This window comes from Gammaproteobacteria bacterium, assembly GCA_037388465.1.
GTDB lineage: Bacteria > Pseudomonadota > Gammaproteobacteria > SpSt-1174 > SpSt-1174 > JARRKE01.
Window position 1 is genome coordinate 1 of sequence record JARRKE010000083.1, and the last position, 8,342, is coordinate 8,342.

An 8,342-nucleotide genomic window follows, 5' to 3' on the forward strand; every position below is an offset into this window, starting at 1 on the left:
CCGGCGCTCACGGTCGTGCTCGGCGCCATCGTCGGGTGGGTCATGTTCTCGACGCTCGGCCCGGTATACAACACGGCGGTCAGTATGGGCGCGATGTGATGAAACGCTGCGTACTGCTTTTTTCCGGACACTACATGACCGCCTATCTGCGCGCGGGTTCGCAGTGCACCGTGCAGGGGTTTGCGCCCGACGAACACGGCAAGCAGGCGTTCAGCGAATTTCTGCGTGCGCATCCGCGCCTCAATTTCCGTCTGCTCACGGACGTTATCGAAGAAGAGTTCGTGCGCGATACCCTGCCGCGGGTCTACGGGCAGGACCGCAAGGCGGTATACGAACGCAACCTGAACCGCTATTTCCGCGAATCCCGATATCGCCACGTCCACCTGCTGGGCCGGCCCCGCGGTCGACACCAGGAGGTGCTGCTGTCGGCCATCACCAACAACGAGCTGCTCAAGCCGTGGCTTCAGCGCCTGCAGGATGCGAAGGCCGCCGTGGAGGGCATCTACTCCGCGCCGCTGGTCGGCGAGGACATCGTCAGCCGTCTGGGTGCGAACAAGGGCTATGTCCTGCTGGTCAGTCAGCAGGGGGCGCAATCGTTGCGCCAGGGATTGTATCTGGACGGCCGGCTGCAACTCAGCCGGCAGGCGCCGCTGCGCCGGGCGGGCGACCGGGCGGACGGCCAGCGGGTGGCCGAGGAGGTCCGGCGTGCGCGCACCTATCTCGACAACCGGCGCCTGATCCCGGCGGGCTCGCGCCTGCGGGTACTGGTCGTGGCCAACAGCGAGGGCCATCGCAACGAACTGTTGCAGGATCTGGTTTCCGACGACCGCCTGGGATACGAAATCCTCGAACGGGCCCGGGTTGCGCGCCACCTGAAGCTGCCGAAGTCTTTGCCGACCGATTACAGCAGCGCCCTGTACGCGTGCTTTTTGCTCAACCAGTCCTGGCCTGCCAACCATTACGCCGGGATGCAGGAACGGCACTACTTCCTGCACAAACGCGCGGGCGAAGCGGGTGTTGCCCTGGCCGGCGCGGCGCTGCTCGCCGCGCTGTGGTGGGGCGGCGATGCCGTTCTGGACGGCATGCGCCTGCAGACCCAGACCGAAACGGCGCGCATGCATGCCGTGCAACTGGAGGAAGCCAACCGCCGCATGCAGTCCAGCCAGGAACCCGGACTACCCGGGCCGCGCGTGCTGGAATCCATCGTGCTGACCGCCAGGCGGCTGCAGGCATCCTCGCAGCACCGGCCGAAGGACCTGATGGTCCCCGTCAGCCGCGTGCTGGACCGTTTCCCGAACGTGGTTCTGCACCGCTTCGACTGGGCCTGGGGATCGGGCGAACGGTTCGACATGCAGCAGGGGCGGCTGGAAGCGGTACATGTTCCCGGGGCGCCGGCCGGCACCGTGGTCTACGAAGCGGCTTATATGAAGCTGGATCTGGTCAATTACCAAAATCGCTACGCCCAGGCCATCGCTCTGGCGGGCGAGGTGATCAGCGCATTGCGCAAGCTCGACCATGTGGTCCAGGTGAAGGTGTTGCATATGCCGCTGGATATCGATGCCGACAAGGAGATTCGCGGCAATACGGGGACGTCGGTCGATCTCGAGGGCGACGCCAAGGCCTCCCTGGAACTGGTTGTCGTGGCCCGCATGCCCCAAACCGAGGCGCTCGCCGATGCCGGCCGTTGATTGGCGTTATCTGAGGGCCTACCTGTTGATCAGCGGGATATTGCTTGCCGTCGCGGGCGGCACGCTGCTGGCCGCGTTGCACTGGCGGGACGCACGGCAGGTCGCCTACGACGCCGTACATGCACGGGAGGCGAGTCTGCAGAACACCTTCAATGAACTGGCCGAGGCCCGCGCGGCCTACGACCAGTATGCCGCACCCTACCGCGAGTTCGTGAAAGACGGCGTGATCGGCAAGGGTGCGCGCCTGGAATACCTGAGCGCGCTGCAGCAGGCCAATACCCGCCTCAAGCTGGGCGTGCTGACCTACACGCTCCAGCCCCGCGAACAACTGCACGATGCCGGCGCGCAAACCGGCGGCGGCAACATCGCGGTGTATGCGACGCGGATGAAGGTCGGCATGCAGGCGCTGCACGGCGGGGATTTGATCAACCTCGTCGACAGCCTGGGTGATCACGGCTTCAGCAAGCTGATGCAGGTGCGTTACTGCTCCCTCAAGGCCCTGTACCAGGGCAACCAGCCCGATCTAAGCGGTCGGTCGCCCAACCTGGCCGTGGACTGCGGGTTCGAGTGGACCACGCTGGAACAACAGGGTGACCTGTTTCCGGCGGCGCCGGCGGGGGGTGGTTCGTGAAGCGGGCATACGGCCTGATGTTGCTGCTGCTGATCGGTACGGCACAGGCCGATCCGCTGGGGCGGCTGTTTCTGACCCCGGCCCAGCGGCAGGTGCTGGACAGCGAACGCCGCGCCCTGTCGAGCAAACCGGCGGGCGGGGGAGACGAACCCGTGGCGACCGTGCAGTTGCCGCGTTACATCCGCTTCAACGGCTTGGTCGAGCGCAGTGACGGACTCGACGCGGCATGGGTCAACGACGCGAGCACGCTGAAGGGCGAGGTCCTGCCCGACCGTCTCCGCGTGGAGATCCGCCATTTGCGGGACGGCCGCATCCGTCTGCGGCTGCCGGACGGTCATCGCGTCTATCTCAAGCCGGGGCAGGTGTACGACCGCGACAGCGGCAAGGTACTGGAGGGATATCAGGTGCCGGCATCCACACCGGCGGCCCCGGTCGCAACAGCCGGCGCCGAGGCCGCAGCGAAAAAACAGTCCCCGCCCCTCGTGCCGCCGCAAAAGGATGGCGGGCCGTGAGACGCCAGCGTGGCGTCGCCCTGCTGATCCTGTTCCTGCTGCTGGCCGTGACCGGCCTGACCCTGTTCGTGACGGCGCATACGGACATTCGGCCTAGACTCGATCAGATGCAGCGCAGCCAGCAGGCCCTGCGCTGGGCGCGGGAGGCGCTCATCGGCTACGCCGTCAACTATCCCGAGATTTCCGGTACCCGCGGACCGGGGTTCCTGCCCTGCCCGGATACGGACGGCAACGGGGTGCCGAACCCGCCCTGCAGCACGGGCGGTGTGGGTACGGTGGGGCAGCTGCCCTGGAAGACGCTGGGCATCGACCAGTTGCGCGACGGCACCGGCGCGCCGCTGTGGTATGCGGTGTCCAACAACTTCGCGAATTTCCCCGGCTCCCTGACCATCAACAGCGACACCCGCGGCAGCATCACGCTGCGCAACAGCGGCAACGCCGTCATCAACAACGGCACCGACGATTCCGCGGTGGTGGCTGTCGTCATCGCCCCGGGCTCACCGCTGCAACGCCAGGACGGTTTCAATCAGACCGGGCGCGCAAGCCAGCCGTACAACCCGCGCCAGTTTCTCGATATCGCCTACGGCGAAGACAACGCCAACTTCACCAACAACACCCTCAACGGCTTCATCATGGGGCCGGTGCGGGATGCGGCGGGCCACGTCATCGCCAACGATCTGGTCCTGCCCATTACCCGCGGTGAATTGTTGGCTGCGGTGGAAAAGCGGATCGCGGGCGACCTGCGCGACACGCTGAATGCCTACCGGGTGGCCTGCGGGGTCTATCCCTGGGCGGCGTCGTACGGCAATCCGCTCACGGCGACGTACACCAGCAGCCCCTCGCTGCGCGAAGGGCTGTTGCCCGTGGTGACGGCGCTGCCATACAACTGGGGCGCTTCCTGTGCCGGTGGCAACGCGCCGACCCTGCCGGCCTGGTTCACCGCGGACGACTGGCAGGCCGTGAGCTATTACGCGCTGGCGCCGGCGGCCTGCACGCCGGGGGTGAATTGCCTGACGGTGCAGAATGCGCCGGCACCGAACAACAACGTCAACGCACTGGTCATCCTGGATGGCCCGGCGCTGGCCGGACAAACGCGACCGTCCGGCAGCCCGGGCAATTACCTGGAGGGGCAGAATGCCTCCCCGGGCGACGACGTGTTCGAGCGCAACGCCACTTCGAGCAGCTTCAACGATCAGCTGCGTATCGTGTCGCCATAACCGATGCACGCACGGGAAACGTCATGAAACAGTCCAGTCATTCACCCCAAGCGGGGTTTACACTGGTCGAACTGGCCGTGGTACTGGTCATCGTCGGCCTGTTGATCGGCGGCGTTCTGCTGCCGCTCGGCCAGCGCGTCGAAACCAACCGCATCAAGGAGACCCAGGCGCGCCTCGACGCCGTGAAGCAGGCTCTGATCGGTTTCGCCATTCAGCATGGACGGCTGCCGTGCCCCGCTGCGCCGAATATCGCGACCGGCGCCACCAACGCCGGCGTGGAGCGCGCCACCTGCACCACGGCGGCGACCTCCTGGGGCGTGGTGCCCTGGCAGACCCTGGGGGTGGAGGAAACCGATGCCTGGGGCCGGCGCTTCGGATATCGGGTCACGCCGGCCTACGCCAGTGCGGCACCGACCTTCACGTTGGCGACGGCCGGCACCCTCTACGTGCTTCCGGCGTCGACCACGCCGCTGAGCGGTGCGCTGGCGGCGCAGGTGCCCGCGGTAATCGTGTCCTTCGGTAAAAACGGGCGCGGCGGCTACACCTCGAGCGGCACTCAGGGGCCGACCGGCGGTGCCGGTGCCGACGAGCAGGACAATTTCAACGGTGCGGCGAACGACAATTTCGTCAGCCATGTCGAGAGTTCGAATTTCGACGATGACGTCGTGTGGCTGCCGACCTCGGTGTTGATGTACAACATGGTTCAGGCCGGCCGCCTGCCCTGATCCCCATCGCTGCGCCGGCGCAGTCCAAAGCAGACATGCCCCGGCTCGTTGTGTGCCAGCCGCAGATCAAAGCCGTTGCGGGCGGCGAGCCGGCCGGCCTGATACAGGCCGACGCCGAGGCCGTTCGCCGAATCCACCGGTTCATGCAGCAGTTGCGCGGCGATGTCCGGCGCGACGGCCGCCCCGCTGTCGCAAACCGTCAGGCGCAGTTCATGCTCGTCCGCATCCAGCGTCACGCGGATGCTCAGGTCCGGCATGGTCAGTCGTTTGCGGCGCGCGTTGTCGATCAGGTTGTCGGCGGCCGTGTCGAAAACCGCCTCGGGCACTTCCGTATCCACCGAGAGGCGGGCGACGAATTCCAGCTCCCTGCCGTGGTGGCGTGCCTGCAGCGCCTCCCACCAGTCGCGTAGCGGGACGCGGACCGTGTCCTCCCCGGCCGTCGGCGTCTGCAGCTTGTTCAGCGTGGACTGGAGACGCTCGCCGAGCAACGGCAGCTGTTGCTCGATCAGCTGGAAAGCCTGTTCGCGCTGCCCGGGACCGGCGGTCTGCACGATGCCGGTAAGTCCGTGCAGGGATTGCAGCAGGTTTTTGATGTCATGCGTGAGCTTGCTGCCCGTCTCGTGGATTGCCTCCAGGCGGGCCTGGCGGGCCAGCGTCTCTTCACGGCATTTGGCGGCGTACAGCAGCCACAGCAGTTGCAGCAGCAGCCGGGCATGGGTCTGGGCCGCGCCGCTCAGCCGGTGGCGGGAAAACAGCGTCAGCAGTATGCCGTCGCGCTCGAGCGTGATGCCGCGTCCGCCGGTGTCGCCATGTTCCAGTGACAGCGCTTGCGAACGCCACGCCACGCCGTCCACCCACGGCAGTTCGGTGAGTTTCGACAGGGCCGTGTCGGCGAATCTCTGCGCGGTCATCTGCGGGCGTGCCGCCAGGGCGGACAGCTCTCCCAGCCATTCTTCGAAAGGCAGCCCCAGGTTGAGCAGGTAGCGGGTCCACAGCAGTGCATACGAAGGGGTCAGGCCGAGCAGCCGGCCCAGCAGGGCCAGCGTGAGCAGAAGGGCGGCGACGCCGAGCAGCGACTTGAGCAGCGCGGACAGATAACCCTGGCCTTCCAGGTACATGATGAGCAGTCCGCCCACTGCCACCAGCACTACCACCAGTACGATCAATATGCCGTACATGAAATCCAGCGAACCCCGGCGTACCGGCTTGGCGGTCGGCAGCAGCAGTATCGCGCTCGCGACCAGCAGCAGCACGGAAACCCATTGGCTGGCTTGGCCCGTGAACAGGGCGGGGTCGAACGCCAGCGGCAGGCCGCGCGTGAACAGTTCCAGGATCAGTACCGCCAGTGCGATCAGGTGATACCAGCGGTCAGGCAGCTCGCGCAGGCCCTGGCCGGCGAGCAGGGCGGTGAGAAACACGATCCAGAGCACCAGCATCTTGTCGCCCAGCGTCAGGTAAAGCGACACCAGAACCAGTGTGGAGAACAGCAACACCGACAAACGCAACGAGCGTCGCGGATTGACCAGCGGCTGCCAGGTCAGGAAAACGCCCAGATGAATCAGTGCCAGCGGCCAGACCAGAATGGGCGTGGAAAACCACAGCAGGCCGTGCAGTGAGATCAACAACAATCCCAGCAGGCGCAGCCGCTGGCGGGCGAGCAGGGTCGATTGTTTGATCGTGTTCACAAATCCATTGTGCCAGAGGCGCCAGAGGTTTCCCGCCCTTTATAATCAACGCTGTCTCCCTTCGCAGTGGTGCACATGCGGCCATTGACGTTCACGCGCCTGGTTTTGCTCGAAGCACGCAGCAGTCGTCTGCTGTGGCTGGCCATTGTGGTGGTGGTCCTCTCTCTCGGGCTGGCGGGATTCGCCGGGTCGCTGGCCCTGACCGATCAGCGCAGCATAGAAGCGGGCCTGCTGGGCTCGGTGCTGCGCGGCGCTGCGGTATTGCTGGTCATGCTGTTCGTTCTTTCGGGACTGGCGCGGGATTTCGAACAGCGTTTTATCGAGGTCGGCCTGGCGTTGCCGGTGTCGCGAGGCGCCTTTTACCTGGGACGTCTGGGGGGCTACCTGCTGGTTTCCTCGGGCCTGGTGTTGTTGCTGACTCTTCCGCTCTGGTTCGTCGCCAAGATCGACATGGTCTTGCTCTGGGCGCTTTCCCTGCTTGTGGAGCTGTGGCTGGTCTCGGCGCTGGCCATGTTTTTCGGCATGACGCTGCGACACCTTACGTCATCGTTCATGGCGACGCTGGGGGCCTATCTGCTGGCGCGCGTCGGTGCCGTGCTCGAAGCGATGGCAGTTGCCGCGGCGTCCCAGCCGGATGCCACTTGGTCGGATCACCTCAGCGGTCGCCTGGCCCAGGGTGTGATGTGGTTCGTGCCCGACCTGGGGCATTTTGCGCGTAGCGAATGGCTGATGTATGGCGACGGTCATCTCGGCAGCCTGGGTTACATCCTGTTGCAGGGCGGGATATATCTCGGCCTGCTCATCGCGGCCGGCATGGTCGATCTCTACCGGCGCAATTTCTGACCGCTATGCGTTTGCGCGGCATGCTCAAGGCGGGCGAAGAACGGCGACTGGGTGCCGTACCGAAGCCGGTCTGGCTGGTACTGGCGGCCTGCCTGCTCGTCCAGCTCATCTATGCCGGGTTTCGCCATCAGTCCGTGTTCCGGCCCGGGCCGCTGCCGCCGCCTCTGCCGGACCGGGTGGTGCGGCTGCTGAGTCTGAACGACGCGGCGCCGGCCAGCGCCTTTCTGCTCCTGTGGCTGCAGTCGCGGGACAGTCTGGCCGGGCATTACGCCGAGTTCCGCCACATGGACTACGGCCGACTCGAGGGATGGCTGCGACAGGCGATACGCCTTGATCCGCACAGCCGTTACGCCCTGCTGCTGGCGGCGCAGGTCTACGGCGGCGTAGCGGATCGTGCCCGCAAACGGCAGATGTTCGACTTCGTGCACCGGGAATTCATCAAACGTCCCGCAATCGGTTGGCAGGCGATGGCACACGTGACGGTGATAGCCGCCCGGGACTTCGCGGATCATCGGGTTTCGCTGCGCTATGCCAAGGACCTGTATCGATTGACCCGCAAGCGAAGCGACGTGCCGGACTGGGTGAAGGATATTTACTGGATTCTGCTCGCCAAAAGCGGTAATGATGGTCGGGCGATCGCGATCCTGCGCCAGCGTCTTGCCGAGTCGGGGCTGCAGGCCGGGGAGCGGACTTTTCTGCGCGAGCGTCTGGAGGCCTTGAAGCGCGAAATGACGAAATCTCGACGCTTCGACGACATGTAAACAAACGGGTTGTGAACTGGATCACAGCGGCAAGGATAATTTGGTCGTAAATTAAGCAGAAACAGACGGATAGGCAAATCCATTCTTATGGCATGGATACTGCTTAGGGTATGTTAAAGCGGCTGAAATCAGCCTACGACAACGATACGGGAGTATTGTCCATGAAGCGTCAACACGGTTTTACGCTGGTCGAAATCGCCATCGTGCTGGTCATCATCGGACTGTTGCTGGGGGGTATCCTCAAGGGACAGGAGCTGATCACCAATGCCAAGGTCAAGAA

General features: G+C 65.1%; 9 protein-coding genes. 8 read left to right on the forward strand and 1 reads right to left on the reverse strand.

Annotated elements, in window-relative coordinates; genetic code table 11:
• The first annotated feature begins 98 nt into the window (after positions 1-98).
• From P8Y64_12340 to P8Y64_12360, 5 genes are read left to right on the forward strand one after another with little or no spacing between them, the layout of a single operon-like run.
• The gene (locus P8Y64_12340; GenBank protein ID MEJ2061254.1) at positions 99-1,688 is read left to right on the forward strand and encodes a hypothetical protein; all 1,590 of its coding nucleotides are present in this window, start codon (positions 99-101) and stop codon (positions 1,686-1,688) included.
• Positions 1,675-2,319 carry a hypothetical protein gene (locus tag P8Y64_12345; protein MEJ2061255.1) on the forward strand — a complete coding sequence of 215 codons (645 nt, stop codon included), beginning with the start codon at positions 1,675-1,677 and terminating at the stop codon, positions 2,317-2,319. The genes P8Y64_12340 and P8Y64_12345 overlap by 14 nt, the downstream gene beginning before the upstream one ends.
• Entirely contained in the window at positions 2,316-2,831 is a 516-nt protein-coding gene (locus P8Y64_12350; GenBank protein ID MEJ2061256.1) for a hypothetical protein, read from the forward strand. The genes P8Y64_12345 and P8Y64_12350 overlap by 4 nt, the downstream gene beginning before the upstream one ends.
• On the forward strand, positions 2,828-4,048 hold the full coding sequence (locus P8Y64_12355; protein ID MEJ2061257.1) for a hypothetical protein: 1,221 nt from the start codon (positions 2,828-2,830) through the stop codon (positions 4,046-4,048). Before P8Y64_12350 ends, P8Y64_12355 begins: the two co-directional genes overlap by 4 nt.
• 23 nt (positions 4,049-4,071) lie before the next feature.
• Positions 4,072-4,773 (forward strand): type II secretion system protein, encoded by a 702-nt coding sequence (locus P8Y64_12360; protein MEJ2061258.1) that lies wholly within the window; start codon positions 4,072-4,074, stop codon positions 4,771-4,773.
• Here the strand turns inward: P8Y64_12360 and P8Y64_12365 are convergent.
• Positions 4,752-6,458, reverse strand: coding sequence for a hypothetical protein (locus tag P8Y64_12365; protein MEJ2061259.1), 1,707 nt, complete (start codon positions 6,456-6,458; stop codon positions 4,752-4,754). The two genes, P8Y64_12360 and P8Y64_12365, sit on opposite strands and share 22 nt — an antisense overlap.
• A gap of 75 nt (positions 6,459-6,533) precedes the next feature.
• Here P8Y64_12365 and P8Y64_12370 point away from each other — a divergent pair, with 75 nt between their 5' ends.
• The 3 genes from P8Y64_12370 to P8Y64_12380 all read left to right on the forward strand — a co-directional run.
• Positions 6,534-7,301 carry a hypothetical protein gene (locus tag P8Y64_12370; GenBank protein ID MEJ2061260.1) on the forward strand — a complete coding sequence of 256 codons (768 nt, stop codon included), beginning with the start codon at positions 6,534-6,536 and terminating at the stop codon, positions 7,299-7,301.
• A gap of 5 nt (positions 7,302-7,306) precedes the next feature.
• Positions 7,307-8,062 (forward strand): hypothetical protein, encoded by a 756-nt coding sequence (locus P8Y64_12375; protein ID MEJ2061261.1) that lies wholly within the window; start codon positions 7,307-7,309, stop codon positions 8,060-8,062.
• 161 nt (positions 8,063-8,223) lie between these two features.
• Positions 8,224-8,342: prepilin-type N-terminal cleavage/methylation domain-containing protein (locus P8Y64_12380; GenBank protein ID MEJ2061262.1), on the forward strand; the 119-nt coding region annotated here is incomplete at its 3' end.